Here is a 24,836-nt window from a genome sequence, read left to right as displayed (position 1 = left end):
CGGTCAGCCCTTCATCTGCGCGACCGGCGGCGCGCTCTCGTCACCGGTGAGCGACTTCTGCGCGGTCGCCGTGAAGGTGGTGCCGCTGCCGGAGAGCTTCGCCTGGTACATCGGCTGGAGCAGGGCGTGGTCCTCGGCGCGGATCTTCATGGTGCCCTTGACGCCCTCGAACTCCCAGCCCTCCAGCGCGGTGACCATCTTCTCCACGTCGTCGCCGCCTTCCTGCACGGCCCGGACGACCATCTGCGCGGCGGCGAACCCGTCCGGGTGGAACAGATCGAGCGTGCCGCCCGGCACCTTCGCCTTCGCGGCCTTCGCGGCCTCGGTGTCGCTGGCGCCGTCGAAGTAGTGCGACAGGAACGAGATCTTGCTGCCGGCCGCACCGAACGTCGGCCACGAGGCGCGGATGTCCAGGCCGGTGACGACGGTGGTGGAGGCGAGGACGCCCTGCTGGTCGAGCGTCTGCCACATGGCGCCGGCGGTGGTGCCGGCCCAGGCGACGAAGAGCAGGTCCGGCTTGGCGGCCTTGATCTGGCTGGCGAACGGCGTGAACTCGGTGGCGCTGGCCGGTGCCCGGACGCTGCTCACGTTCGCGCCGGCGCCCCCGATGACGGCCTTGACGGCGGCCTCGTTCGCGTCGCCGAACGCGCCGTCCTGCGCGAACACCACTACCTTCTTGCCGCCCGCGTCTCCGATGAACGACCGGGCGGTCACCACGTCCTGCCACGACTGCCGGCCGGAGCGGAACGTGTACTTGTTCGCGCCGGTCACCGCGTCGGTGGCGGCCGGGCCGGAGATGAACAGCACCTTGTTCTGCGCGGCGATCGGCGCGACCTGGAGCGCCACCCCGGAGGAGGTGGACCCGGCGATGATCTTCGTACCCTTGCCGATCAGGTCCTTCGCGGCGGACACGGCCTTGGCCGGGTCGCCCGCGTCGTCGGCCTCGGTCACCTCGATCGTGCGGTCACCGACCTTGCCGGTGCCCTTGGTGGCGAAGTCGAGGCCGGCCTTGAAGCCCTCGATGTACTGCTTGCCGTAGCTGGCGAGCGGCCCGGACTGGGAGTAGACCAGACCGACCTTGACCGGGGCGGCGGCGTCGCCGCCGCCGGATGCGGTGTCCTGCGGGCTGCCACAGGCCGTGGCGGCCAGAGCGACCGCCACCGAGGTGGCGGCGGTAAGGAACACCCGTCGCGTGTGCCGGATCGTCATTGCGACTCCAGGTGAGGACAGGGGGAATGTCAGTTGTCGGCTCACGCTAGAAGTGACGTCACCCACGGGCTATGTGGTCGGCGCACACAAGTGCCCGGGACAGGGTGGCCGCTCGTTACAACGCCGGACATCGGCACGTAACCGCGCCGACCCGGGATGGCCGCACCCACCACGCGCACCTCGCCGGGAATGTCGGCCCACGCCATCGCGCGCCGGTCACCGCCCGCCGCATTCCCCGTCATGGTCGGCCGCCCGTGCGCATCGCCGGCCACCGTCACGCGGCCGGTCGCACCAGACCCAGTGGCGTACCGACTGATCGTCCTCCCGCGACACGGTCGTCCCGGCGCGCTCCACGTCGGCCAGGAACCCGAGCGCCCGGCAGATGGCCCGCGCGAACCCGCGCGCGCCGTCGAGGTCGGCCGCGAGAACCGGCAGGTGTACGACGAACCGCTCCCGGCTCACCGCTGCGCGCCCGGCGTGAACCGGGACTGCCAGCTCTTGAGCGCCGCCTTGATGCGGGTGTTCTCCTCGGCGTACCGGGACGCGTCGCGCCGGGCCAGCGCCAGGTCACCGGCCACCCGGTAGAGGAAGGCGTGCACCTCCGCCGGGTCGAGTCCGTGCCGCACGGTGCGGAACTTCCGCTCGCGGATCTGCCCGACGCTCAGCGGCCGGCACGACTCCGAGCGGTACCAGCCCTGGTTCGGCGGCCTCCGGGTCCGGTTACGCCGCGCCGACTGGAACAGGTTGAGCACGTTTCGCACGCCGATCCTCCTCACCGAGCCGTGGAGGCGGCCCGCCCGCAGACAGGGGACGCGGGCGGGCCGCCGACCCCGAGACCGCAGCCCGTTCGGCGGTACGACCCCGGAGCCCAATCCGGGTCCGACTCCCGAGGTTTGCCGAACCAACCGGAGCCGGACGCGACTCAACCTACACCAGTATCTGGTTATGCGCGAGCCTCCACTCTCGACGCGCTGGGCAACTTGTTGCAGTTACTTGTGCAGGTAGGGCAGGATCGGATTCGCCGAACCAACCGGAGTCCCCACCATGCCCACAGCAGAAGCACCGTTCCGCCGTATCGCCAACGACATCGCCGCGAAGATCAAGAGTGGCGAGCTGAAGCCGGGCGACCGGCTGCCCTCGACCCGCGAGTTGGCCGAGTCCTACGGCGTCCACATGAACACGGCCTACCGTGCGATGTCGTTGCTGCACGATCGCGAGCTGATCACCGGCCAGCCCGGCCGAGGCACCTACGTAGCCGAACCGCCGGCCTGATCAACTCCACTACGCCGAGGTGGCGGCATCGCCCCGCCCCGCCGATCTTGGAGTTGTGGCGCCTCAGATGCCCGGTTCGCGGCTTACGCGAGGCACCACAAGTCCAAGATCGATGGAGCGGCCCGAGATCTTGGTACGGGATGGCCCCTCGGGGGGCCGTTTCGTACCAAGATCTCGGGCGCGGGCGAGCGCGACGGACCCCGGGCACGCTAACGGGGTGCCCGCCGGAACGGCGGGCACCCCGTGAACAGGAGCAGGGGTCAGCGGCCGGCTCGGGCGGCCACCGCCGTGTCGGGGTGGTCGCTGAACACGCCGTCCAGGCCCAGGTCGAAGAACAGCTCGTACTCGGATGTGATGTCGCCACGCGCGTTCGGGTCGGCACCGATGCGGAAGTCCACCGGCAGGAACTGGTTCTCGGCCCGGAACGTCCACGCGTGCACCACCAGCTTCTGCCGGTGCGCGTCGCGGATCACCGGGGTCGGCGCGAGCAGCCGTCCGGCGGAGTCCCGGGGCACGATCAGGTTCTTGTTCAGGCCGACGCCGTCGGCGTACCGGGAGATCCAGGCCAGCCCGGCGGGCGTGGCCAGGTCCGCGTAGGTCCGCTTGTCGCCGCCCGCGACGAAGTCGTAGGGCGCGCCGCTGGCGTCCATGAGCTGCACCAGCCGTACGTCGATCATCTTGTCGAGTTTGCGCAGGTTGGCGGTCTCGAAGCTCTGCACGAACACCGGGTCGGCGCGGTGGGTGAGCCGGTTGCGGCGCAGCACCGCCACCAGCGGCTCCTCCAGCGGGCGGCCGATCGAGGCGAAGTAGGTGGGGTGCTTGGTCTCCGGGTAGACACCGATGGTCCGGCCCCGGGCCTTCGACTCGGCCCGTGCCAGGTCGATGACCTCCTGGAAGGTCGGGATCTCGAACCTGCCGTCGAACGCGGTGTTCGCGACCCGCACCTGCGGCAGCCGCTCCTTGGCCCGCAGCGTCTTCAGCTCGGCCAGCGTGAAGTCCTCCGTGAACCAGCCGGTGACTGTCACCCCGTCGATGGTCTTCGTGGCCTTGCGGGCGGCGAACTCGGGGCGGGCGGCCACGTCTGTCGTACCGGAGATCTCGTTCTCGTGCCGCGCGACCAGGACGCCGTCCCTGGTCGCGACCAGGTCCGGTTCGATGAAGTCGGCGCCCTGCCGGATGGCGAGCCGGTAGGCCTCCAGGGTGTGCTCCGGGCGGTAGCCGCTCGCGCCGCGGTGGCCGATCACGATCGGCCGCTGGGTCGCGCGGGCCTGCTCGGCGGCGCGGTGGTCCGGGCCGGCCTGGGCGGCCACGGCCGGCACCACCACAGCCGCCGCGAGCAGCGCGCCGGCCACGCCGAGGGCGGAAAGGGTACGTCGCAACGCCGTCTCCTGTCGTCGATGGGTACGCACAGCAGACCGGGCGCGGTTGACCGCCAGTTGGTCGGTTCCTGACCTGCCGGTGAATCTCCGGACGGAAGATGACGGGATGCGCCGCCTGCTCCGGAAGCCCGTACGGCTGGTGCCGTTGGGGTTCCTGGCGGTGATCCTGGTCGGCACCGGTCTGCTCATGCTGCCCTGGGCCACCAGCGAGGAGCGGTACACCCCGTTCGTCACCGCGCTGTTCACGTCCACGTCGGCGGTGTCGGTGACCGGGATGGCGGTGACCGACACGCCGAACTACTGGAACGGCTTCGGGCTCGTGATGATCACCGTGCTGACGCAGCTCGGCGGCCTGGGCATCCTGACCGGGGCGTCGCTGGTGATCCTGGCGGTCTCCCGCCAGCTCGGCCTGCGCAACCGGCTGCTCGTGCAGGCGGAGACCGCCGAGTTCGGCCTCGGCGACGTACGCCGGCTGCTGTTGCGCATCGCGGCGACCGTCTTCGTCACCGAGGCCCTGATGACGGCGGTGGTCGCCGCGCGCCTGTTCCTGGCCTACGACTACCGGCCGGGCCGGGCGCTCTCGTCGGCGGTGTTCCACTCGGTGCAGGCGTTCAACAACGGCGGCTTCGCGCTCTACTCGGACGGTCTGATCGCGTTCTCCCGCGACGGCTGGGTGGCGCTGCCGCTCAGCATCGGGGCGATCATCGGCGGGCTCGGTTTTCCGGCGCTGTTCGAGGCGGTACGCGAGTGGCGGCAGCCGGCGCGCTGGGCGGTCGCCACGAAGCTGACCGTCTGGGGCAGCGTGGTGCTGACCGTCTTCGGCGTCGCCTACCTGCTGATGGCCGAGTGGGGCAACCCGTTCACGATCGGCACCTTCGACGTGCCGGGCAAGCTGCTGGCGTCGTTCACCCAGATCGCGTTGAGCCGTACCGGCGGCTTCGACGTCATAAACGTCGGGCGGCTCACCGACGAGAGCTATCCCATGCTGATCGGCCTGATGTTCATCGGCGGCGGCAGCGCCAGCACCGCGGGCGGCATCAAGGTCTCCACGTTCTTCCTGCTCGGCTTCGCCATCTGGGCCGAGTTGCGGGGCGAGCCGGACACCACTGTCGGGCACCGCCGGGTGGCGGCGGCCAGCCAGCGGCAGGCGCTGACCGTGGCGCTGCTGAGCGTGGCGCTCGTGGCGGGCGGGACGGTCGGCCTGATCGGTTTGACCTCGCACGTGTCGTTCTCGGCCGCGTTGTTCGAGGTCACCTCCGCGTTCAGCACCACCGGCCTGACCGTCGGGGTTTCCGGGCAGCTCTCCCCACCCGGTCAGTACGTGCTGATCGCGCTCATGTACATCGGCCGGGTCGGGCCGCTCACGCTCGGCTCGGCCATCGCGTTGAACACCCGTCGACGGCTGTACCGCTACCCGGAGGAGCAACCCATTGTCGGCTAGACGCCCGGAGGAGACCGGCATCGCGGTGATCGGCCTGGGCCGGTTCGGCTCGCGCCTCGCGGACTCGCTGTCCCGGCTCGGTTACGAGGTGCTGGCGATCGACCACGACCCGGCGCGGGTCCAGCACTGGTCGGCCGACCTCGACCGGGTGGTGCAGGCGGACACCACCGAGGAGGTGGTGCTGCGCCAGCTCGGGCTGGCGGACTTCCGCCGGGTGGTGGTCGCGATCGGGGCGTCGCTGGAGGCGAGCGTGCTCACCGTCCTGGCCCTGGCCGAGCTGGGGATCGAGCAGATCTGGGCGCGGGCCACCTCGGAGAAGCACGCCAAGATCCTGCACTCGGTCGGCGCGCACCACGTGGTCTTCCCCGAGGCGGAGACCGGTGAGCGGGTGGCGCATCTGATCGTCAGCCGGATGCTCGACTTCATCGAGTTCGACGACGACTTCGCCATCGCCAAGGTCAAGGTCCCGGCGCCGCTGGTCGGGCGGTCGCTGCGCGACATCGCGCCGCAGGACCGGTACGGCGTGATGGTGGTGGGTGAGAAGCAGGCCGGGGAACGGTTCCGGTACGTCGGACCGGACACGGTGCTGGAGGCGGACAGCGTGCTCATCGTGGAGGGCGGCATCACCCAGGTGCAACGCTTCTCCGCGCTGGCCTGACCGTCAGTCCTTCTTCGGGCCCTTGCCCTTGCCCTTGCCCGGCCCACCCCCCTTCGACTGGTCTACTGTGCTTTTCCCTTGGGGCCCTCCTTGCCCTTGCCGGGCTTCGGTGCGGCCTTGGGCTTCGCCGGTTTGGGCTTCGCCGGCCCGCTCTTGGTGGTGGTCTTCGCGGTGGTCTTGGTGGGCGACTTGACCGGCGTCTTCACCGGCGGCGCGGTGGTGGGCGCCGAGCCGGCGATCCCGGACACCTGCACGCCGCAGCTCTTGCCGCCGACGGTGAACTCCACCGGCAGCGTGTTGCTCCCGGTGTAGCGGCCGGCCAGCGTGAGCTTCGCCGACGCGCCGGGCGCCAGCGCCGGGGTCGCGGTGGGCGCGGGAATCGACACGGTACGCCCCTCCTGCCGGGCCGGCGGCTGGGCCGTGGTGACCGTCTGCTTGCCGGGGAACGTGAAGTTCATGGTCCAGCCGCGCAGTTCCCGGTCACCGGTGTTGGTGAGCGTCAACTCGGCGGAGAAGTCCTTGCCGGTGTCGCGGCGCAGCGAGTAGTCGACGGCGCAGGGCGTCGGCTCGGGCGGGCTCATCCGCGCCTCGGTCGGCTCGACGCCGCCGCTGGCCGGGCTCCGCGACGTCAGTCCCCACATCGTGGCGGTCACCGCGATCAGGCCGACGGCGGCGACACCGGCCTCCACCTTGCGCCGCCGTGCCACCGCCCGCCGCGTGCGGGTACGCACCGCCGAGAACGGCAGCGCGTCGGTCTCCGCCGACCACGGCAGGATCGTGGTGCCCGCGTTCTCGGCGAGCGCCGGGTCCATCCGGCCGAACGCCGGTGACACCGGCACGATCGCCGCGATACCGGCCGCCTCGGCGAGCGTACGGGCCACCTCGGCGGTCGCCGGGCGGTCCTCGGGGCGCTTGGCCAGGCACCGCTGCACCAGCGCGGCGACCGGCTCGGGCAGGCCCGGCACCGGCGGCATCGGGTCCGGGTCGCGGTACATGTGCGCGCGCAGCATCTCGGTGGTGGTGCTGGCCTGCCACGGCAGACGGCCGGTCAGCATCCGGTACAGCAGCAGCCCGACCGCGTACACGTCGGTGGCGGGCGAGACGTGCCCGTTGTCCAGCCGTTCCGGCGCCAGATAGGCCGGCGTGCCGAGCAGCGCGCCGTCCGGCCCCTTGTCGCTCTCCCCCACCAGCGCCGAGATGCCGAAGTCGACGACCTTCACGCCGGTCGGGGTCAGCATGACGTTGCCCGGGGTCACGTCCCGGTGCACCACGCCACGGGCGTGCGCGGCGGCGAGCGCCGAGGCGACCTCCGCGCCGATGGTCATCGCCTCCCGCCAGGGAAGCTGCCCGTCGCGGCCGAGCCGCCCGCTGAGCGGACCGCCGTCGACAAGCTCCATGACCACGTACGGCACGGTCAGGCCGACCTGGACCGACTCGCCGTAGTCGTACACGTTTGTGATGTTGGGGTGGCACAGCCGCGCGGCGGCCTGCGCCTCCACCCGGATCCGGTGCCGGAACGCCTTGTCGCTGGCCAGCCGTGAGGCCAGCACCTTGACCGCCACCTGGCGGCCCAGCACCTCGTCGTAGCCGCGCCAGACGACCGACATGCCGCCCGCACCCAACTGCTCGACGAGCCGATAGCGCTCGCCGAGCAGTTGCACGCCGTTCCTGACCGGTCCACCCATGGTCGGTCCTGTTGCCCGAAGTGGGCCCCGGTACACCTCAGCGGTCGGAATCGGTCAGGAAAGTCACCCGTTCAGGCGGTCGCGAGGAGTTGGTCCACCGGCGCGTAGTCGTCGGTGAGCACCATCGCGTCGCCCACCCATTCGGTCACCGCCGCCTCGTCCATCAGCTCGGCCCGCTCCGGCAGCAGCTTCAGACCGGGCGGGATCGCGGCCAGCGGCAGCGGCGCGTCCGAGGCGACGATCACGAAGTTGGCGCCCTGCTCCCCGTCGATCGCGCCGGGCGGCGCGATCAGCGCGACGTGCGCGAACTCGGCCTTCACCGTGGCCAGCTCGGCCCGGATGAACCGGCCCGGCGGGTAGTCGATGACGTTCTGCACGTAGATCCCGTCCGGGCGCAGCACCCGCCGGATGTCGGCGGCCATCTCCCGGGTCGCCAGGTGCCACGGCACCACCAGGTGCCCGAACGCGTCGCCGACGATGAAGTCGCGGCTGTCGGTCGGCTCGCCGCGCAGCAGCACCCGCGCGTCGCCCACCTCGGCGCGCATCTTCGGGCCGGTGCGCAGGCCCAGCTCCCGCCGGTCCAGCTCGACCAGCCCGCCGTCCAGCTCGAACACCAGGTTGTCGGTGCCGGGCCGGGTCGCGGCCAGGTAGTTCGGCACGGTGAAGCCGCCGCCGCCCAGGTGCAGCGCGTCCATCGGCTGCTTCGCCGGCCGCGCCACGTCCGCGACCAGGCCGATCCACTGCGTGTACGCGTACTTCAGGTGGTTCGGCTCGTTCAGGTCGACGTAGGAGTGCTCGGCCGAGTTGAGGTAGAGCGTGCGTCCCTGCGGCCACGACGGGTCCACCTCGACCCGGGCGCAGTGGTACGCGGTCTCCACGTCGCACGGGTTCGGCGCGGCAGCGGTGAGCCCCGCCGCGGCGAGACCGAGCAACGCCAGCGCGGCCTTGACCCGGCCCGGCGTGGACGGCCCGCCGGCCCCGGCCTGCCGTCGCAGCCACACGCCGAGCCCCAGCCCGGTCACCCCGAGCGCGGCAGCGAGTCCCAGCACGATGACGGAGCTGGACAGCGCGGCCACCAGCACGAAGCCGGTGCCCAGCGTGGCGGTGATGCCGCCGAGCGTGCCGATGCTGGACAACTTGCCCACCACCTGGCCGGTGCGGCGCAGGTCGGCGAGCTGAAGCTTCACCACGAGCGGGGTGATCCCGGCCAGCAGCGCCGCCGGCAGCACCACGGTCAGCGCGGTCAGCAGGAGCACCGCGCTCGCCGCGCCGCCGCGCAACACCTCACCGGCGTACCTGACGATCGGCAGCGTGACGGCGGTGGCGATGCCGGCCAGCACCAGCGCCGGGGCGAGCAGGGTACGCGGGTCACGCCGGTCGGCGAGCCACCCGCCGAACCACGCCCCGTACGCGATCGCGGCCAGCGCCATGCCGATGACCGAGCTGGTCACCTGGAGCGTCACCCCGACGTACGGGCCGACCAGGCGCAACGAGACGGTCTCCAGCACCAGCACCGCGCCGCTGGAGAAGAAGACGAGGAACGCGGCGAGCCCGTTCGGGAGGGCCCGCGGCGGAACCGGGGCGTCGGCCGCCGGTTCCGCCATGACGTCGGACGATGTGCTGCTCACCGTGGCGATGGTACGCAGCGCCGCCGGCGGGCCGCGTCAATACATCGAGATGTGAACATGGTTTGTGTGGTCGGCGGCCGGGCTGCCGCCACCGCTGTACGCGCGCCAGCCGGTGTTCGGCATCCAGATCTGCCGATACCAGATGACGTACATGATGCCGAGGCGGTTCGCGTTGTTCTTCGCCCAGGCGGCGAGGCTGTCGCCGTACGCCTTGTCGCCGCCGGTGGCCGTCTTGTCCTCGAACCCGCCGCTGGCGGCGGAGAAGTCGCAGGCCCGGCCCTTGGGGTGCTCGCCGCCGCCACCGCTGCGGTGACACGAGGCGTAGCGCTTGTAACCGGCCGCCTTGGCCTGCTGGAGCATGTGCAGCGTGCGCGGCGTGATGCAGCCGGACGCGGGCGTCGGGTCGTCCACCGAGCACGACTCCGACGGCCACGAACCGTCCGAGTTGCGCGGCGCGGGCTTCGCCGACGAGGAGGTGCCGTTGAACCCGGACCCGGCGCCGGAGCTGACCTTCGCCAGCGCCACCTCGGCGTCCTTCTTCTTGCGGGCCTGCACCGCGACCTGCTTGGCCTGCTCGCGCACCTCGGCGTCGATGGCGAGCTTCGCCTCGGCCGCCTGCGCCTTCGCGTCGGCCAGCTCCCGCAGCCGTTTGCTGTCCCGCTGGGCCATCACGTCCAGCTCGGCGGCGCGCTTGAGGAAGTCGTTCGGGTCGGCGCTGGCCAGCAGCATCGACGTCGCGGTCAGCCGGCCCATCCGGTACGACTGCGCGGCCACCTCACCGGCCTGCGCGCTGAGCCCGACGAGGCGTACCTCGATGTCCTTGAGCTGGGTGTCGAGCGCCTTCTGCCGGCGCTTGGAGTTCTCCAGCTTGTTCTGGGCCTCGATGTGGCCCTTCGCCGCCGCCTCCAGCGCCGCCCGCAGCTGCTTGCTGCCGCCCTCGTTCGGGGCGTTCGGGCTGGGTACGGCGGCGGCCGGCCCGGCGGCCACGCCGGAGCCGAGAAGCACGGCCAGCGCGGCGAACGCGGCGAGCAGCGACCGCCGGGCGCGCCGGCCGGTAGAGCTGGTCCTGGGCACGTGTTGGTCCTTCCGTCGACCGCCGGCCCCCGTACACCGAGCGGCGTCTCCGCCGGCGCCGGTCGGCGGCCTGCTGGCGGAGACCGCCGGTCACGATACCGGAACACGCGCGACACGCCAGGCCGGAGACGGCGTACGGCGGCTGGCGTCGACGCAGCGTGCCGTGGCCGTCGCGCAGCGCCGCTCAACCACCCAGCAGGGCGGCGCTCACCTCGTCCCAGACGTCCGGGCTGGCCGCCACGAGCAGTCCCGTGCCGTCGTCGGCCGGGTGGTAGTCGGCGCCGTCGAAGCGGCGGGCCACACCGCCGGCCTCGCGCACCAGCAGGGTGCCCGGCGTGTGATCCCACGGCAGGGTGCGCCAGAACAACACGAACTGCTGCGCGCCGGTGAGGATGTCCAGGTACTCCCGGCCGGCGCAGTGCTGGCCGGGCAGCAACTCACCGATGCGGCGCCCGCCCTCCTCCACCTGGCGGCGGAAGTCCGGCGGCAGGAACTTCGTCGCCGCGGTGCCCCGCAGCGCGCCCACCCGCGGCTCCGCCGGCGGCGTCCGCAGCGTCGCTCCGTCCAGCCGGGTGCCCGCGCCGAGCCGGCCCGCCGCCATCGTGCCGTCCAGCGGGTCGTACACCCAGGAAGCCACCGGTACGCCGTCCGTGAGCAGCGCCGCCATCAGCGCGAACGGCCGCCGCCCGGCGGCGAAGTTGGAGGTGCCGTCGACCGGGTCGACGAGCCATACGTCACCGCTGCCGCGCAGGTGCCGCAGCAGGTCCGGGTCCTCGGCGACGGCCTCCTCGCCGACCACCACCGAACCGGGCAGCAACTGACGCAGACCCTCGGAGATCAGCGCCTCGGCCTCCCGGTCGGCGACAGTCACCACCTCGCCGGGCGCCTTCTCGGAGATGTCTGCCTCGTCGAGCCGGCGGAACAACGGCACGACGACCTTCGCCGCCGCCTCCCGCAGCAGCGCGCCGACGTCGTCCAGCAGCGGGTCAGCCACGCGGAGGCAGCTTGACCACGCTGACGAAGAACTCGTCGATCTGGCGGACCACCGAGATGAAGCGTTCGAAGTCCACCGGCTTGGTCACGTAGGCGTTGGCGTGCAACTGGTAGCTGCGCAGGATGTCCTCGTCGGCCTGCGAGGTGGTGAGCACCACGACCGGGATGCGGCGCAGTTCCCCGTCCTTCTTGATCTCTTCCAGCACCTCCCGGCCGTCGCGCCGGGGCAGGTTCAGGTCGAGCAGGATCAGGTCGGGCGTCACCGCGTCCGCGTACTGGCCCTCACGGCGCAGGTACGCGAGCGCCTCGGCGCCGTCGGAGACGACGGTGAGGCGGTTGCGGAGCTTGTGCTCCTCGAACGCCTCCTGGGTCATCAGCACGTCGCCCGGATCGTCCTCGACGAGCAGGACCTCGATCGGGCTCTTGCCGTCCGCGGGCGCGGTCATCCCACCGTCTCCTTCATGCCACCGTTTGTACCGTGTCCGTCCGCCTCCGCGGGCGGCTCTTCGCGTGCTTCGCCGTCCGGCTGACGCCCGACGGCCGCCGGGTCACCCTCGGCGGCCTCGGCCTGCTCCCCGGCCTCGGCCACCTCCGCCGCCTTGGCGGCCTCGATGTCGGCCTCCAGCGCGGGCAGCGTGAACCGGATCGTGGTGCCCTCGTCGGCGTCGGTGTCCACCCAGACCCGGCCGCCGTGATACTCCACGATCTTCTTGACGATCGCCAGCCCGATGCCGGTGCCCGGGTACGCGTCCTTCGAGTGCAGCCGCTGGAAGATCACGAAGATCTTGTCGGCGAACTCCGGCTCGATCCCGATGCCGTTGTCCCGGCAGCTGATCTCCCACTCGCCGTCGACCAGCCGCGCCGACACGTGCACCTTCGGCGGCACATCCGGGCGGCGGAACTTCACCGAGTTGCTGACCAGGTTGACCAGCAGGTTGGTCAACAGCGGCTCCTCGCCGCGGATGGTCGGCATCTCGCCCCAGGTCAGCTCCGCGTCGGCGTACTGCACGGCCGCCTCGGTCTGCCCCGCCACGTCGCCCATCACCTTGTTCAGGTCGACCTCGGTGAAACCTGTGGTCAGCCGGCCGATCCGGGAGAACGCCAGCAGGTCGTTGATCAGCCGCTGCATGCGCTGCGCGCCGTCCACCGCGAACGCGATGTACTGGTCGGCGCGCTCGTCGAGCTGTCCGGCGTACCGCCGCTGCAGGAGCTGGCAGAAGCTGGCCACCTTGCGCAGCGGCTCCTGCAGGTCGTGCGACGCGACGTACGCGAACTGCTCCAGGTCACGATTGGAGCGGGTCAGCTCCTCGGCCTGCTTCTGCAACTGGCTGTTGACCCACTCGATGCGCTCCCGCGCCTCGCGTACCTCGTCCAGCTCGCGGGCGATCTTCATCCGCATCTGGTCGATGTCCTCGGCGAGGCGGCGGAACTCCGGCGGCCCGGACCCCTCGATGCGGTGCCGGTAGTCGCCGTCGGCCACCTCACGCACCTGGCCGACCAGGGCGGCCAGCGGGCGGATCAGGATCCGGTCCAGCGAGAGCAGCATGACCACGCCGGCCGTCGTGACCACCAGCGCGGCGATGATCAGCAGCACGACAAGCGTGTTGCTCGTCGCGTTGACGCGGTCGGCGGTCTCCTGCCGGACGGTGAGGATCTCGTCCTGGAGCGTGTTCACCGACGAACGGATGCCGTCGAACTGCTGCCGCGTCGCGTCGGTGATCAGCGCCTGGCCCGCCGCCGCGCCGTCCCGCTCGACCGTGCTGATCACCGGCTCGGCCACCTGGCTCCGCCACTGCGCGGTCTTCTGCTCCACCACGTCCAGCGACCGGCGCACGTCCGGGTAGTCGGCGGAGAGATCGCGGATCGAGGCGGCCAGGCTCTGCTCGCGCTTCACGCCCTCCTGGTACGGCTCCAGGTCGGTACGGTCGCCGTTCACCGCGTACCCGCGCACCGAGGTCTCCTGGTCGAGCAGCGCGCTCATCAGCTCCTGCGCCTGCACCCGCAGCGGACCGGTCTTGAGCAGCACCGCGTCGATGTTCTGGCGGTTCTGCGCGGCGACCGCCGCCTCCGCGCCGGCCAACCCGAGCAGCAGCACAACCACCACGCCGAGCAGCGCGGCCACCCGCCGCCGCAGGGTCCACCCCTGCTGGTACGCCTTCACCGGTTCCTCCCCGTCGCCCTTCGCGCTCGCGCTCACCGGCCGCTGCCCCGCGTGACCAGCAACATCGCCACGTCGTCGGCCAGCGGGCCACCGTTTATCTGCTCGGCGCGCCCCACCAGCCAGGCGGGCAGCTCGGACAGCGGCACCGCCCGGTTGGCCGGGTCGGCGAGCAGATCGGTCAGACCGGGCACGTCGAGCCGTTCGTCACCGCCGTCCACCCGGCCCTCGATGAGGCCGTCGGTGTACATCAGCAGGGACCAGTCGTCGGTGTCGAACTCCAGGTCGAAGGCGATCGGGCGGCGCGGCCGTACGCCCAGCAGCAGCCCACCCCTGGCCGGCACCGGCGCGACAGTGCCGCCGCTGAGCAGCAGCGGCGGCGGGTGACCGGCGAGGCGTACGGTGGCCCGCGCCGACGCCAGGTCGAGCCGGGTGGTGGCCACCGTCGCGAAGATCTCCTGGAGGCGGCGCTCGCTCATCAGCACCTGCTCCAGCGCGGGCAGCACCTCGTCGTCCGGCACCCCGGCCAGCACCAGCGCCCGCCAGGCCACGCGCAGCTCGACGCCGAGCGCCGCCTCGTCCACGCCGTGCCCGCAGACGTCGCCGACGATCAGGTCGATCCGGTCCGGCCGGGTTTGCACCACGTCGTAGAAGTCGCCGCCGATCAGCGCGGCGTGCCGGCCGGGCCGGTAGAACGTGTGCACCGACACCTCGTCGGTGGTCATCAACGGCTGCGGCAGCAGGCCGCGCTCCAGGCGGGCGGACTCGGCCTGGCGCAGCTCCACCTCACGCAGCCGGCGGGCGTTCTCGTCGGCCCGCTTGCGCTCCACCGCGTACCGCAGCGCCCGGGTCAGCAGGACCCCGTCGACCTGGCCCTTGACCAGGTAGTCCTGCGCGCCCTCGGCGACCGCGACGATGCCCAGGTGCTCGTCGGACCGGCCGGTCAGCACGCAGACCGCCGCGCCGCTGGCCATCTCCAGCACCCGGCGCAGCCCGTCCAGGCCCTGCGCGTCCGGCAGGCCCAGGTCGAGCAGCACGCAGTCCACGCCCATCACCCGCTGCCGGGCCTCGCTGAGACTGGTCGCCACCAGCAGGTCGATCATCGAGTTGGTCTCGGCGAGCAGCTCGCCGACCAGGAAGGCGTCGCCCTCGTCGTCCTCGACCAGCAGCACCCGTAGCCGCTCGCCCGGCGGTACGCCGCCGTGCAGCCCCGCCCCGGCCGACGGCACGTGGACGGCGCCCGACGCGCCGGAACCCCGCTGCGGTCGGGTAACCGCCGCGAGTCGCGGGAGTTCGCTGGTGATGTCGGGCTCCTTCCGAATGCCCTGCTGATCCTGACTCAGACCACAGTCATACACAACGCGGCCGACACCGGCGCGGCGGAGCGGGTGACCGGTCCACCTCCACAGCGGCACGGTCGACAGACGATGTTACGCCGGGAGCGCTGTCACACCCGCAGCGCACCGTCCGAGGACTGCCGCCGCAGCCCCCGGGGGTGCAGGATGATGCCCACCCCGTTGATCCACCCCGAGGAGTCCCCGTGGGCGCACCCCCCACCCGTCCCGCCGACCGGGCGCTCACCAAGCCCCGCCGCCGGCTGACCAGCGCCGTCGCCGCGCTGATCGCGCTGCTCGCCGTCGGGGCGGGCGTCCTGGTCGGCCTCTCCACCCCGGCCCCGGCCCCGGCGGACGCGCCCGAGCGCGAGTTCAGCGCCGCCCGGGCGTACCGGAACGTCGAGGTGATCGCGGCCGAGCCGCACGTGGCGGGCAGCGCCGCGAACGACCGGGTACGCGAGCACCTGGTGGCGACGCTGCGCGGGCTGGGGCTGCAGACCGAGGTGCAGGACGCGGTCGCGCCCGAGGCCGGGCAGCTGTCCGGCGCGGCCGGCGGGGCCACGCTGGCGCGGGTCCGCAACGTGGTGGCCCGCCTGCCCGGCACCGATCCGACCGGAAGAGTGTTCCTGGTCTCCCACTACGACTCGGTGCAGACCGGGCCGGGCGGCAACGACGACGCCGCCGGCACCGCCACGATCCTGGAGGTGGCACGGGCGCTCACCACCGGCCCGCGCCCCCGCAACGACATCGTCTTCGTGCTGACCGACGCGGAGGAGGCGTGCCTGTGCGGGGCCGCCGGGTTCGCCGGCGACCACCCGCTCGCCCGCGACGGCGGGGTGGTGCTCAACCTGGAGGCGCGCGGCTCCACCGGCCCGGTGATCATGTTCGAGACGTCCCGGAACAACGCGAAGCTGGTGGGGGTGTTCGGCAAGGCCGCGCCGCACCCGGTGGGCACCTCGTTCGCGGTGGAGATCTACCGGGCGCTGCCGAACGACACCGACTTCACCGCGTTCCTCGACCGCAAATTCGTGGGCCTGAACTCGGCGTACATCGACGGCGGCGCGATCTACCACACCCCGCTGGACGTGCCGGCCCGGGTGGACCGGGGCAGCCTCCAGATGCACGGCGACAACGCGCTCGGCCTGGCCCGCGAATTCGGCCGCACCGACCTGGGTGACCTGAGCGCCGACCACGACGACACCTACTTCCCGGTGCTCGGCGGGCTCGTCCGCTACCCCGGCTGGCTGACGCTGCCGCTCGCCGTCGCCGCGCTGCTCGCCGTCGGCGCGCTCGGCTGGCTCCTGCGCCGCCGGGGCCGCGCCACCGCCGGCACGCTCGCCGCCGGCTTCGGCCTCACCCTGCTGCCGGTCGTCGTGGCACCGCTCGGCGCGTGGCTGCTCTGGGCCGCGATCACCACGATCCGCCCCGGGTACGCCGAACTGCTCGACCCGTACCGTCCGGTCTGGTACCGGCTCGCCGTGGTGGCGCTCTCCGCCGCGGTGCTGTTCTGCTGGTACGCGCTGCTGCGCCGCCGGATCGGCCCGGCCGCACTGGCGTTCGGCGGGCTGGCCTGGCTCGCCGTGTTCGGAGTGCTGCTCGCGGTGGCGGTGCCCGGTGGGGCGTACCTGACGACACTGCCCGCGCTGGCCGGCGCGCTCGCCGGTTTCGCCGCGCTCGCCACCCGGCGCGACGGACCGTGGCCGGTGGTCGCGGTGACACTCGCCGCCGCGGTGGCGGTGGTGATCCTGCTGCCGCCGGTGGTGCTGCTGTTCCCGGCGCTCGGCATGGGCATGGGCGCGGTAGCCGCGCTCGTCGCGGTGCTGCTCGGCCTCGCCGTACTCCCGGTGGTGGACCTGCTGCACCCCCGGGCCGGCGGCCAGCGCGGCCTGCTCGCGCTGCGCGCACGCCGGCTCGGCGCGCTGCCCGCCGCGGCCGCCGCGCTGGCGGCGGTGGTGCTCGCCGGGGTCGGCCTCGCCGTGGACCGCTTCGACGCCGCGCATCCCGTGCCGACCCACCTGATGTACGCGCTGGACGCGGGCACCGGGAAGGCGGCTTGGCTCACCCGCGAGGAGAAGCCGCAGCCCTGGACCGACGGCTACGTCGACCGGAGCATCGCGGTGGCCGACGACTTCCCCGGGCTGGGCAACAGTGAGATGCGCGCCGGGCCGGCCGCCGCGGCGCCGCTGCCCGCCCCGAAGCTGGACCTGCTCTCCGACACCCGTACCGGTGACCAGCGCGTGCTGCGGGTGCGGGTGACGCCGCAGCGGCAGGTACGCCTGCTCACGCTGCACGTCGACACCAGCACCGCGACGGTGCGGTCCGCCTCGGTGGCCGGGCGGGACGTGCCGGTCGAGCCGGGCGACGGCAGGTGGGGGTTCGGGATCGTGTTCCACGCCCCACCGCCGGAGGGTGTCGAGGTGACGCTGACGCTCGTGCCCGGCGCCGGGGCCGTTTCGGTGCGCGCGATGGACGCCAGTGACGGGCTCTCCGGGGTGCCCGGGTTCCGGGAGCGGCCGGAGGGTGTGGGCGTGGTCGGCTCGCACAGCTCGGAGATGCTGGCGGTGGCGCGCACGTACCCGCTCTGACCGGCCGTGATCGACACCACGGCTTGATCGGCACCACCTCGCCGAAGTGGCGGTATCCCCACACCGGGATACCGCCACTTCGGCGTACTGGAGTGGATCAACGCCGCCCCAGCACCTCGGCGACCCGCAGGAAACCGTCCGTGCCGTGGCCCAGCCCGACGGCCCGGCGGGTCATGCCTTCGACCGCACGCATCACCCCGGCGTCGATGCCGTGCGCCTCGGACGTGTGGACGATGTGCGCCATGGACGACACCGCGGAGGTGATCGGGTTGCCGTCTCCGGGGAACGTGCCCGTGTCCATCTCCACCGCGCCCTCCTCGAAGATGGGCGGCAGGATCGCGGCGATGCCAGTGGCGAACGGCGCGAGTTCCCGGGCCGTGACGCCTTCCGCCCTGGCCACCGCCAGCGCGTGCGCGTAGCCCGCCATCGCGGTCCAGAAGATGTCGAGCAGCGCGATGTCGTACGCCGCCGCGCGCCCGATCTCCTCGCCGAGGTGGGTGTGGGTGCCGCCCAACGCGCCGAGCACCGGCTGGTGCTCCTGGTAGAGGCCAGCGGGACCGCTATAGATGAGCACCGCGTCCGCGGTGCCGATGGTGGTGGTCGGCGTCATGATCGCGCCATCCAGATACCGGATGCCGTGGTCGGCCGCCCACCGCGCGGTGTCGCGGGCGCGGTCCGGGGTGTCGGCCGTCAGGCTGACGACCGTGCGCCCCTCCAGCGCGGCGGTCACCGCGTCGCCGCGCAGGATCGCATCCGAGGCGTCGTAGTTCACCACGCAGACCACAGTCAGCCCGCTCGCGGCGACCGCCTCCTCGGCGGTCGGGGCGCTCGTCGCGCCCCGCTCGACCAGCTCGCGGTCCTTGCCGGTCGTGCGGTTCCAGACCGTCGTGGGCACTCCGGCGTCCAGGAAGGCGCCGGCCAGCGCGCGACCCATCGGTCCCAGGCCGAGCACCGTGACAGACTTGTCGGGATTGGTGTTCACGCAGACTCCTCTTGTCGAACGGGACGCAGATGACGCGCAGCCGGGCCCAGGACCTGAACGTCTGTGGAGTGACAGCCGCGATCGCCGTGATCGACGGCAAGTGGAAGACAGCCCTGCTCTGGCTGCTGGAATCCGGCCCGCGCCGCCCCGGAGAGCTGCGCCGGCAGCTTCCGGGCCTCACCGAGAAGGTGCTGACTCAGGCGTTACGGGAGATGGAGGGCGACGGACTGGTGCACCGGGAGGCGTACGAGGTGCTGCCGTTGAAGACCGAGTACTCGCTGACCCCGTTCGGCCGCGACCTCGCCGAAGCGCTGGCTCCCCTCTCCGACTGGGGCCACCGCCGCCTGGACAAACTCGCCGAAGCCCGCACCGCCTCCTGACCTGCCCTTTTCCGCCTCCACCCACAACCAGGTTCGTCGCGGTCGCGCACGCCGACAAGTACCCACAAAAAAGTGGCTACGCCTGTTGGTCGACGGCGAGACTCGGGTCATGGAGTTCTTCTGCTACCACAGCGATCGGCTCGGCTCGGCACCTCTGCGCCAGAAGCTGGTCGAGGAGCACTGGTCCTACATGGACCGGTACGTGGAGCAGATGATCGCGCGCGGCCCGACCCTCGCCGACGACGGCACCCCGACCGGCAGTGTGCACATCCCGAGCCTGCCCGACCCCGCCGCCGCTCGGGCGTTCGCCTTCGACGAGCCCAACTATCAGGCGGGCGCGTACCGGGACGTGGTGCTGCGGCGGTGGCGGAACATGCTGGGCCGCACCATGTGGGACTTCTCCGGGGGCCGGACGGGCGGCAATCGGTACCTGGTGCTCGGTCTCGGTCCGGAGCAGGGCGCCGGTCCGGTGCTGCCGCAGCGGCAGGACGAGCTGATCGCGTACGGGCCGCTGCTGTCCGACGACGGCGCGACGTGGGTGGGCACGGCAGTGCTGGTGCGGGCGACCGGGCCGGACGAGGCGCGCGCCGTGCTGGCCACCGACCGGTACGCCGAGGTGGAGTCGCACAACTGGATGTTCGGCGGCCGTCCGGACCAAGCATCGCCACTTCAGCGCAGCAGACGGGGTGAACCCCGGTTGTAGGGTCGCCGGAGTGATCGACGCGATCTCGGCCGCCGTGGCACGGCACCGACGTCCCATCCTGGTGACGGGTCTGCTGGTGGCGGGTGGAAACGCCGCTGCGATGGGCTACGCGCCGGACGTGGCGCGGGCATCCTCCCTCCCGCTCCTCCTCCTCGCTCTGACCTTCCTGCTCCTTGCGATCATCAGCATCGGGAAGCGGTCCGCCGCTCTGGTAGTGCTGCCGCGGAGCGCGGCCTTCGCCTCACCGGTCCCGGCGTGGCGGGTTCTCCTCACCCTGGGCCTCCTCGGCCAGTCCTCCGCGACCGTCGGCGCATACCTGCGTTCCACAGAAGCGGGCATCGCAACCACGTTCGACGTCCTCGTGAGCCTGCCCTGGCTCGTGCTGATCGGGCTGCTGGTAGCTGCGGCGTGGAGCGGGCACAGCGTGCGGCTCAGCCCGGACGGCGTACGCACGACGGGACTCCTCGGGTCGCGCATGATCCCGTGGGAGGCCGAGCCGCGCGTCGAGGCGTCGAGCAACGACATGCAGTCGCGCCTGCGGCTACCGCTGACGCTCGGGAACCCCACGCTGGTACGGCGTCGTGGCGTGGTGGGCCGCCCCGCGATGCCCGTCGACAGCGTCCAGCCGCGCTTCCTCGCCTCCGCGATCGACCACTACGTGGCCCACCCGGGCCATCGGGCCGCCATCGGCACGCCTGACGAATACCGTCGGCTGGTCGCCCACCTGCACGGTACGGCCGGTTGAGCTGACTGCCGATTCCCTCGCAGCGAGCGTGGCCGCGGCTGCGGCCCGATCTACAAGCGGCGAACCGGTGTCCTACTTCCAGCGGCATTGATCTAGGTCAACGTGCGTAGTCCATCGAACGAGCAAGACCGCCTCTGACCTGCGGGCAGAACCGTGGTGGGTGGTCAATGATGGTCGCTTCCGGTTGCCCTTTGGACAGCCTGACTAGGGGTTGATCTTGACCTGCGGTTCAAGCCTCCGGGGACTCAAACCCTAAACCCCTCCGGTGGTCGATGGATCACCCTAGATCGGGCGGATCGGTGTCCTGACCTGCGCGAGGTTTCTCGTTGCCTTACAGCGGTTGAGAGCGCTTGTCGATGCCATTTGTGCCCGCCCTGTGCCCGATGATCTTCCCCAGCGAGCCGGCAACCTCGTCGGTGGGACGCGGGGAGTGCCCTTGTACGCTTTCCAAGTCTGCCTGGCTGGCTCCTGTCCGGCTGGCAGCGTTCTAGCCGCAGGTGGGGAAGAGAGGCTGGATCTTGGCGATTGCGGTCGGCTGGCCATGATCGACGGGAACTGAGACGACCGCGCACCACGCCTAGGCGAATAGCAGCCGACCCAATCGGGAGAGTGGAGTTAGGTGCCGTTCGCGTTAACGGTCGGCAAGCAACACTCGCTCAAGCTGCGTCCACTTTGGCCGGGGGGCTGTGACTGGGCGGACGACCGTGAGGAGCCGTCCGTCGAGACAGACGTCAAAAGAGCCCTCGCTTCGAGCAAGCCTCTCCTCTACGTCTACGCGCCTCACGTCTCCACGATCTCGGGCTGGCGCAGCAAGTACCCCGAGCAGGACCTCGTACCGCGCGTCACCTAGCTGATCAGCAGGTGCCCACGTTCCGCGGACCGGAATGCCGGCCAGCTCCGCATCCGGCCCAGCCTCCGGGGCGGTCCTGAAAAGACTGTCGATAACCCTCGTAGCCCGCTCCTGCGAATCAAGCTCGAGCAGGTCCAGTGGCAGTGTTGGCGCGGAGGCGGCGAACCGCGCTTCGTCTACTACATGGAGTAAGTCCTCATCGTCTGGTACGGGGCGACGCCGGGTTGGACGCCGCCCCGTCCACCTAGGCAAATCATCCTGCAGCGGAAAGCGCCACTCTTGTGCATCATCCTGCTCCTCATCTGCCTGGAAGGTCGCGGCTCTCAGGCCGGTGCCCCAGTCCCAGCGGGGATTGGCGGGAAGAAAGATGTCAACGGCCACTCCAGATGGTCCGATGTAAAGCCAACTCATGAAGTACGAGTGGTCGTTGTGCACCGATGACCAGTTAGCTAGCTCTCGGAGTCGATCCTTCTGCGGGCTTAGCGGCTTCTTCGGAAGAATGTATTTCGCCCTGCGGTAGCGACCACGCGCCTCACCTGCGACAGGACCCGTAGGCAGATGGAACAGCAGGTCGGGGCGTACGCCCTTGGCATCGTATTCCCAAAGCAACTGTCTGGGCAAAGCATCGAAATTGTGCAGATCGTGGGTTCCATGCTGCCAAGCAAAAATCGCCTCACTCGCAGCCGTCAGAACCCCAAGTCCGGAGCACTCGCTGACAAAGCCGCGTATGTGACGTGAACTCGCAGCGAAGGCGCGGTGATCCAGTTGAAGCGCGTTGCCGCCGGGAGCGCCAAGGTAACTGAGTAGCAAGCGGACCTCGAGCTGCTTGGTCCGGTAGTCGAGCACCTTGCGAAGGTCACAGGCCATCGCATTGATGTGAAGGAGACGCGCAAGGCTCACTGCCAACGTGCCTCGCCCAACCACCGTGGCCACCACCTGGATGTTGCGCTCCAAACGGAACTGCCACACTCTGGCGCGTACTGTGTTCAACTACGCCCTCCTATGCTCACGTGGTTGGGCCAGGGGTCAACGCGTTCCGGCGCTGTGCCAGGCTTCGGCTGGCACGGAGGGCCGCAACTGTGCCGATCCATCTAATTCTGAGACCTGGCCGCCATAGGGCAAGGGCACCTCTGCCAGACGTGGCGCTCTACTGCCCGATCTGATGTCGGCCCACCGATGCGACGTCTCGCTTACAAGCTCTGTGCGTCGCGTCCGCACACGTCCAGCAACGGCTGGACGCTCGGAGCTCCGTCCGTGCCAGCACTCATCGGCGTGCTGCCGTCCGGGGCCGTTGCTGTCAGCGTTGCTGTCGACAGCCGTTCCGCCGGCGCCCCTGGTGGAGGTACGCGGACCTGGTGGAACGGAAGCTGGGGCCGCATGGCCAGGCGCGACATCTGGTTGGTCTCCGACAGCGAACTCTGGCGGGTTCGTGGCCGTCTCGGCGGTGACGGAGGGCAGGAGGTGTCGTACGACTTCACCGACGAGGCATCCGCCTGCGCGGTGGTCGAACGGATGATGAAGACCTCGGCCGGCACCTGGCGGGATCTCACGGAGGCTATCCGGCAGGAGTCCAACCGCCGGCGGACTCACTAGCTGGATGGGTTGCCCCCGTTTGCCCAGACACCCAACCCTGAAGGTCAACTTATCCCGGAAACTCGGGCTAGGATCCGCCGCGTGGCATGCACAGTTTGTGGTCTCGGCGGGCACAACAGCCGCACCTGTTCGGGCGAGCACCCTACTTGTCCGAACTGCGGCAGGCCCACAGCCAACATGAGGGACTACTCCGAGCGCCACGACAGGGCCTATTGCTCGCCGTTCACGTCCCCCGATTGTTGGAACTGGGACGCTGCGGAGCCGGTGTGAGGGGAGAGCGAGAACATGACGACGCTCACATGCGAGGGTTGCGGTGACCCGATCGAGGACGACGGCAGTCACCTCGACTCCAATGGGGAGGACTGGCACGAAGCCTGCTACGAGGTCAGCGGTGGGTCGTCGTACTGCTGCGGAATGATTTACGAGGACGGCGAGGACACCTGCCAGAGTTGCGGCGAGCCTCTCTAGCCATCTGCCACTGGACGCGCCCGACAGCGCTCAGTGGCAGGCGTCTGCCTGGACGTGCACACCGCACCACGGCGGCAGGTACGCTACCCACACCCGCCAACCGCCGGCGTCTCGCCGAGTCTCGAACCGCCACGGGTGAGCTGTGCCGCTGAGGTTGACCTGTTCGTTCCACCAGACCGCATGGACCTGAGCGGTCACACTCGCACGGTCGTCGGCCTGGTCCTCGACCTCGATCGGTCCGACCACTTCAAGCTTCGACGGAACATTGCCGCGTTCCATCTCGCCGCGGTACTCACGCCACTGCCGCAGCAGCTCGTCATGACGCCTGCCGGCCAGCACCCGCGACAGGCCGATCCGCTCGCCGCTGCTCATCTGGAGCACGTACACGTTCACGGCCGCCTCCGGCGTAGCTTCACCTCGCTCTGCCTCTGCCTGCCGCAGCGCGGCCCACGACACGGGCACTGCTACGACCCCGGTACACAGCACCGCTACAAGGGAAAGCACTACCCATGGCCAGTGACGGGAAGAGCTGACCGGTGCGGGCTTTCTGGCAGCTCGGCGGCCCGGCAGAGGCGGCCCGCCCTGAGGGTGCGGCGACGGCGAAGGCTGTGGGCGGACTGGCGGCAGGCCGCCGAGTGGCCGAAGGAAGGCACCTTCCACTCCCTGCGCCACTTCTTCGCCACCACGCTCATGAGCAACGGTGCCGAGCCCCAGGAAGTGCAGAAGGCGCTGAGGCACGCCAACCTGCGGATCACGTTGGAGACCTACGTGCACTGGCTGCCGAAGAAGGACCGCCCGCGCGGCCTGGTCGGCAACCTCCTGCGGCAGGCAGACGGCAAGTCATCTGAACGCCCACCGGCCAAGATCAGAACTGAGTTGTGCCCTGGTTGTGCCCGATGATCTTCGGCCGACGTTTTCGCAGCTCAGGTGCGCTGTTGTGTGGGCCGCCAGGGACTCGAACCCTGAATCCGGCCGGTCTCACGAGAATGCGCCGCGACTAGAAAGATCGGGCTGCTGAGCAGGGCTTCCGCTCACGGACCTTGTCGCGAGGGAAGGCGGGCGCGACCGGCCGCAGGGCTACTTGAAGACACCGATGATCCCCGTGACCGTGCCGACGATGCCGCTGACCGTTGCGAGCTTCGCTGACGCGCCGGTCCAGATGCCCTTGGACTTCTCCCGCCAGCCGAGAGACCACCAGTCACGCCCGAACTTCTGCCACTTGTGCTGTCTTAGAGCGTGTTTGAGAAGGTCTGTTGTGGACGGCGTGGTGGCATGACTTCCACCGGCGAGACGGGCAGGGTGGCGCGGTGTCTGCACGCCGTGGCTACCCGTCCGACCTGACCGATGCCCAGTGGGCGTTGATAGAACCGCTGCTTCCGGAGCCGAATACCGACGGTCGTCGGGAGAAGCATCCGCGGCGGGAGATCGTCAACGCGATCCTGTACGTGGTGCGGTCGGGATGTCCGTGGCGGTACCTGCCGGCTGACCTGCCGCCGTGGCAGACGGTGTACTGGTACTTCACCCGGTGGGAAGAATCCGGCGTGACGGAGAAACTCCTGACCACGCTCCGGATCAAGGCCCGGGTGCAGCAGGGCCGCCAGCCGGAGCCGTCGGCCGGGATCATCGATTCGCAGAGCGTGAAGGGCGCCGACACCGTCGGCCGGGACAGTCGGGGCTACGACGCGGGCAAGAAGATCAA

General features: G+C 70.8%; 24 protein-coding genes. 10 read left to right on the top strand and 14 right to left on the bottom strand.

The features are described 5' to 3' along the window. Positions 1-3: 3 nt before the first annotated feature. From A8711_RS09830 to A8711_RS09820, 3 genes are all read right to left on the bottom strand, one after another. Positions 4-1,209: a substrate-binding domain-containing protein gene (locus A8711_RS09830; RefSeq protein WP_069088017.1), complete on the bottom strand. Its 1,206-nt coding sequence runs from the start codon at positions 1,207-1,209 to the stop codon at positions 4-6. 216 nt (positions 1,210-1,425) lie between these two features. After that, on the bottom strand, positions 1,426-1,671 hold the full coding sequence (locus tag A8711_RS09825; protein ID WP_069088016.1) for a hypothetical protein: 246 nt from the start codon (positions 1,669-1,671) through the stop codon (positions 1,426-1,428). Continuing rightward, entirely contained in the window at positions 1,668-1,970 is a 303-nt protein-coding gene (locus tag A8711_RS09820) for a DivIVA domain-containing protein (RefSeq protein ID WP_043328146.1), read from the bottom strand. Before A8711_RS09820 ends, A8711_RS09825 begins: the two co-directional genes overlap by 4 nt. A gap of 283 nt (positions 1,971-2,253) precedes the next feature. Here A8711_RS09820 and A8711_RS09815 point away from each other — a divergent pair, with 283 nt between their 5' ends. Beyond that, on the top strand, positions 2,254-2,481 hold the full coding sequence (locus A8711_RS09815; RefSeq protein WP_069088015.1) for a GntR family transcriptional regulator: 228 nt from the start codon (positions 2,254-2,256) through the stop codon (positions 2,479-2,481). 260 nt (positions 2,482-2,741) lie between these two features. On the opposite strand, the gene A8711_RS09810 is transcribed toward A8711_RS09815, so the two are convergent. Beyond that, complete coding sequence (locus A8711_RS09810; protein ID WP_043328144.1) at positions 2,742-3,860, bottom strand: glycerophosphodiester phosphodiesterase; 1,119 nt, start codon at positions 3,858-3,860, stop codon at positions 2,742-2,744. A gap of 106 nt (positions 3,861-3,966) precedes the next feature. Between A8711_RS09810 and A8711_RS09805 the strand changes: the two genes are divergently transcribed. Together A8711_RS09805 and A8711_RS09800 are read left to right on the top strand one after the other, a co-directional pair. Beyond that, complete coding sequence (locus A8711_RS09805) at positions 3,967-5,301, top strand: TrkH family potassium uptake protein (protein WP_069088014.1); 1,335 nt, start codon at positions 3,967-3,969, stop codon at positions 5,299-5,301. Further along, positions 5,291-5,959 carry a TrkA family potassium uptake protein gene (locus tag A8711_RS09800; protein WP_064446653.1) on the top strand — a complete coding sequence of 223 codons (669 nt, stop codon included), beginning with the start codon at positions 5,291-5,293 and terminating at the stop codon, positions 5,957-5,959. The genes A8711_RS09805 and A8711_RS09800 overlap by 11 nt, the downstream gene beginning before the upstream one ends. Positions 5,960-6,021: 62 nt before the next feature. Here the strand turns inward: A8711_RS09800 and A8711_RS09795 are convergent, their stop codons facing one another. The 7 genes from A8711_RS09795 to A8711_RS09765 form a co-directional block, all read right to left on the bottom strand. Further along, positions 6,022-7,644, bottom strand: coding sequence for a serine/threonine-protein kinase (locus A8711_RS09795; protein WP_069088013.1), 1,623 nt, complete (start codon positions 7,642-7,644; stop codon positions 6,022-6,024). Between the two features lie 71 nt (positions 7,645-7,715). Next, entirely contained in the window at positions 7,716-9,248 is a 1,533-nt protein-coding gene (locus tag A8711_RS09790; protein ID WP_176722783.1) for a fused MFS/spermidine synthase, read from the bottom strand. A 60-nt stretch (positions 9,249-9,308) separates the two neighbouring features. Continuing rightward, positions 9,309-10,346, bottom strand: coding sequence for a hypothetical protein (locus A8711_RS09785; RefSeq protein ID WP_064446656.1), 1,038 nt, complete (start codon positions 10,344-10,346; stop codon positions 9,309-9,311). Positions 10,347-10,530: 184 nt separating this feature from the next. Then, on the bottom strand, positions 10,531-11,340 hold the full coding sequence (locus tag A8711_RS09780; RefSeq protein ID WP_064446657.1) for an inositol monophosphatase family protein: 810 nt from the start codon (positions 11,338-11,340) through the stop codon (positions 10,531-10,533). After that, positions 11,333-11,785 carry a response regulator gene (locus A8711_RS09775; protein WP_043328130.1) on the bottom strand — a complete coding sequence of 151 codons (453 nt, stop codon included), beginning with the start codon at positions 11,783-11,785 and terminating at the stop codon, positions 11,333-11,335. Before A8711_RS09775 ends, A8711_RS09780 begins: the two co-directional genes overlap by 8 nt. After that, positions 11,782-13,500 carry an ATP-binding protein gene (locus A8711_RS09770; RefSeq protein WP_069088049.1) on the bottom strand — a complete coding sequence of 573 codons (1,719 nt, stop codon included), beginning with the start codon at positions 13,498-13,500 and terminating at the stop codon, positions 11,782-11,784. Before A8711_RS09770 ends, A8711_RS09775 begins: the two co-directional genes overlap by 4 nt. Before the next feature lie 32 nt (positions 13,501-13,532). Further along, a complete protein-coding gene (locus tag A8711_RS09765) occupies positions 13,533-14,726 on the bottom strand; it encodes a PP2C family protein-serine/threonine phosphatase (protein WP_064446658.1) in 1,194 nt (397 codons plus the stop codon). 311 nt (positions 14,727-15,037) lie between these two features. Between A8711_RS09765 and A8711_RS09760 the strand changes: the two genes are divergently transcribed. Then, a complete protein-coding gene (locus tag A8711_RS09760) occupies positions 15,038-17,416 on the top strand; it encodes a M28 family peptidase (RefSeq protein WP_069088012.1) in 2,379 nt (792 codons plus the stop codon). A 97-nt stretch (positions 17,417-17,513) separates the two neighbouring features. On the opposite strand, the gene A8711_RS09755 is transcribed toward A8711_RS09760, so the two are convergent. Continuing rightward, positions 17,514-18,398 (bottom strand): NAD(P)-dependent oxidoreductase, encoded by an 885-nt coding sequence (locus tag A8711_RS09755; protein WP_069088011.1) that lies wholly within the window; start codon positions 18,396-18,398, stop codon positions 17,514-17,516. 29 nt (positions 18,399-18,427) lie between these two features. Between A8711_RS09755 and A8711_RS09750 the strand changes: the two genes are divergently transcribed. The 3 genes from A8711_RS09750 (at position 18,428) to A8711_RS09740 (ending at position 20,226) form a co-directional block, all read left to right on the top strand. Next, positions 18,428-18,778 (top strand): helix-turn-helix domain-containing protein, encoded by a 351-nt coding sequence (locus A8711_RS09750; protein ID WP_069088010.1) that lies wholly within the window; start codon positions 18,428-18,430, stop codon positions 18,776-18,778. A 109-nt stretch (positions 18,779-18,887) separates the two neighbouring features. Then, the gene (locus tag A8711_RS09745; RefSeq protein ID WP_069088009.1) at positions 18,888-19,481 is read left to right on the top strand and encodes a YciI family protein; all 594 of its coding nucleotides are present in this window, start codon (positions 18,888-18,890) and stop codon (positions 19,479-19,481) included. 10 nt (positions 19,482-19,491) lie between these two features. Next, positions 19,492-20,226 (top strand): hypothetical protein, encoded by a 735-nt coding sequence (locus A8711_RS09740; protein WP_069088008.1) that lies wholly within the window; start codon positions 19,492-19,494, stop codon positions 20,224-20,226. Positions 20,227-20,857: 631 nt separating this feature from the next. Here the strand turns inward: A8711_RS09740 and A8711_RS31975 are convergent. After that, complete coding sequence (locus tag A8711_RS31975; RefSeq protein WP_124779088.1) at positions 20,858-22,066, bottom strand: hypothetical protein; 1,209 nt, start codon at positions 22,064-22,066, stop codon at positions 20,858-20,860. 264 nt (positions 22,067-22,330) lie between these two features. Here A8711_RS31975 and A8711_RS32425 point away from each other — a divergent pair, with 264 nt between their 5' ends. Next, positions 22,331-22,669: a hypothetical protein gene (locus tag A8711_RS32425; protein ID WP_124779087.1), complete on the top strand. Its 339-nt coding sequence runs from the start codon at positions 22,331-22,333 to the stop codon at positions 22,667-22,669. 498 nt (positions 22,670-23,167) lie between these two features. Here the strand turns inward: A8711_RS32425 and A8711_RS31970 are convergent, their stop codons facing one another. After that, positions 23,168-23,530, bottom strand: a complete 363-nt coding sequence (locus A8711_RS31970) for a hypothetical protein (protein WP_069088004.1) — start codon at positions 23,528-23,530, stop codon at positions 23,168-23,170. A gap of 195 nt (positions 23,531-23,725) precedes the next feature. Here A8711_RS31970 and A8711_RS31965 point away from each other — a divergent pair, with 195 nt between their 5' ends. Together A8711_RS31965 and A8711_RS09710 are read left to right on the top strand one after the other, a co-directional pair. Then, the gene (locus A8711_RS31965; protein ID WP_233607908.1) at positions 23,726-24,037 is read left to right on the top strand and encodes a tyrosine-type recombinase/integrase; all 312 of its coding nucleotides are present in this window, start codon (positions 23,726-23,728) and stop codon (positions 24,035-24,037) included. A 407-nt stretch (positions 24,038-24,444) separates the two neighbouring features. Continuing rightward, positions 24,445-24,836: IS5 family transposase (locus A8711_RS09710; RefSeq protein ID WP_141707656.1), on the top strand; the 392-nt coding region annotated here is incomplete at its 3' end.

This window comes from Micromonospora sp. II (assembly GCF_001709195.1).
In the GTDB taxonomy this organism is placed as follows: domain Bacteria; phylum Actinomycetota; class Actinomycetes; order Mycobacteriales; family Micromonosporaceae; genus Micromonospora; species Micromonospora chalcea.
This window is presented reverse-complemented; position numbering and strand designations above follow the sequence as displayed.

Excerpts from the sequence above, each read along its gene's own strand:
- A8711_RS09830 (WP_069088017.1), bottom strand. The coding sequence starts at position 1,209 with ATGACGATCCGGCACACGCGACGGGTGTTCCTTACCGCCGCCACCTCG.
- A8711_RS09805 (WP_069088014.1), top strand. The coding sequence starts at position 3,967 with ATGCGCCGCCTGCTCCGGAAGCCCGTACGGCTGGTGCCGTTGGGGTTC.
- A8711_RS09815 (WP_069088015.1), top strand. The coding sequence starts at position 2,254 with ATGCCCACAGCAGAAGCACCGTTCCGCCGTATCGCCAACGACATCGCC.
- A8711_RS09775 (WP_043328130.1), bottom strand. The coding sequence starts at position 11,785 with ATGACCGCGCCCGCGGACGGCAAGAGCCCGATCGAGGTCCTGCTCGTC.
- A8711_RS09750 (WP_069088010.1), top strand. The coding sequence starts at position 18,428 with ATGACGCGCAGCCGGGCCCAGGACCTGAACGTCTGTGGAGTGACAGCC.
- A8711_RS09790 (WP_176722783.1), bottom strand. The coding sequence starts at position 9,248 with ATGGCGGAACCGGCGGCCGACGCCCCGGTTCCGCCGCGGGCCCTCCCG.
- A8711_RS09745 (WP_069088009.1), top strand. The coding sequence starts at position 18,888 with ATGGAGTTCTTCTGCTACCACAGCGATCGGCTCGGCTCGGCACCTCTG.
- A8711_RS09795 (WP_069088013.1), bottom strand. The coding sequence starts at position 7,644 with ATGGGTGGACCGGTCAGGAACGGCGTGCAACTGCTCGGCGAGCGCTAT.